Origin of the sequence: Mesorhizobium silamurunense (assembly GCF_014843905.1) — a bacterium.
GTDB lineage: Bacteria > Pseudomonadota > Alphaproteobacteria > Rhizobiales > Rhizobiaceae > Mesorhizobium > Mesorhizobium silamurunense.
Genome location: NZ_LPVS01000213.1, coordinates 1 through 1,342, shown reverse-complemented (window position 1 = coordinate 1,342; position 1,342 = coordinate 1). Strand labels below are relative to the sequence as shown.

The window sequence follows — 1,342 nt, the reverse complement described above, 5'->3', positions numbered from 1 at the left end:
AGCGTGCCGGAGCGGCCGACGATGCCGACGCGGCCTGGCAGATAGATGCTGCCCGGCATGATGCCCATCAGCGCCTGGCCGGGGGTGATGACGCCGGCGCAGTTCGGCCCGACCAGCCGCATGCGGTCCTCGAAGCGGTAGCGGCGCATATAGCGCTTGACCTGCATCATGTCCTGCGAGGGGATGCCGTCGGTGATGCAGACGCAAAGCTTTATGCCGGCATCCGCCGCCTCCATGATCGAATCGGCGGCGAACGGCGGCGGCACGAAGACGATGCTCGCCTCGGCGCGGGTCTCGCGCACCGCGCCCTTGACGGTGTTGAAGACCGGCAGGCCGAGATGGCTCTGGCCGCCCTTACCGGGGGTGACGCCGCCGACCAGCTTGGTGCCGTAGCGCTTCATGTCTTCGGCATGGAAGCTGCCGATCTTGCCGGTAAAACCCTGGACGATGACGCGTGTGCTGCGGTTGAGCAGGATTGCCATGTTTCCCTCCCTCAGGCTGCTTTTTTGTTCTTGGTGGCGACACGCCAGGCGGCGACGGCCTTCTCGGCGGCTTCGGCGAGCGTGTCGGCAACGATCACCTTCTCGCCGGAATCGGCCAGGATCTTGCGCCCTTCCTCGACCTTGGTGCCGGAGAGCCGCACCACCAGCGGCACGTCGACGCCGACCTCGCGGATCGCCTTGATGACGCCTTCGGCGACCCAGTCGCAGCGGTTGATGCCGGCGAAGATGTTGACCAGGATGGTCTCGACTTGTCTGTCGCCGAGCACGGCGCGGAAGGATTTCGCCACCCGCTCGGGCGAGGCGCCGCCGCCGATGTCCAAGAAATTGGCCGGCTCGCCGCCGGCGATCTTGATCATGTCCATCGTCGCCATGGCCAGCCCGGCGCCGTTGATGATGCAACCGATGTTGCCGTCAAGGCCGACATAGGAAAGGCCGCGGTCGCTGGCGAAAGTCTCGCGCGGGTCTTCCTGGCTCTTGTCGCGCAGCTCGGAAATCTCGGGGCGGCGGAACAGCGCGTTCTCGTCGAACGACATTTTTGCGTCGAGCGCGACGAGGCTGCCGTCGCGGGTCACCACCAGCGGATTGATCTCCAGCATCGAGGCGTCGTAGTCGCGGAACACCTGGTAGCAGCCGAGGATGGTTTCGGTCGCCTTGCCGATCAGGTTGCTTTCAAGCCCGAGGCCGAAGGCGATCTCGCGCGCCTGGAAGCCCTGCATGCCGACACCGGGGTCGACGGTGGCGCGGATGATCGAATCCGGTTTTTTTTCGGAAATATCCTCGATCTCCATGCCGCCGGCGGCCGATGCCACGATCATGACGCGCTCTTCCTTGCGGTCGAG

2 protein-coding genes are annotated in these 1,342 nt (G+C 65.4%); both read right to left on the bottom strand.

Annotated elements, in window-relative coordinates:
* A partial coding sequence (locus AU465_RS33125) for a succinate--CoA ligase subunit alpha (protein WP_192257230.1) occupies nucleotides 1–482 on the bottom strand: 482 nt, incomplete at its 3' end.
* An 11-nt stretch (nucleotides 483–493) separates the two neighbouring features.
* On the bottom strand, nucleotides 494–1,342 hold an 849-nt coding region (gene sucC, locus AU465_RS33120), incomplete at its 5' end, for an ADP-forming succinate--CoA ligase subunit beta (RefSeq protein ID WP_192257228.1).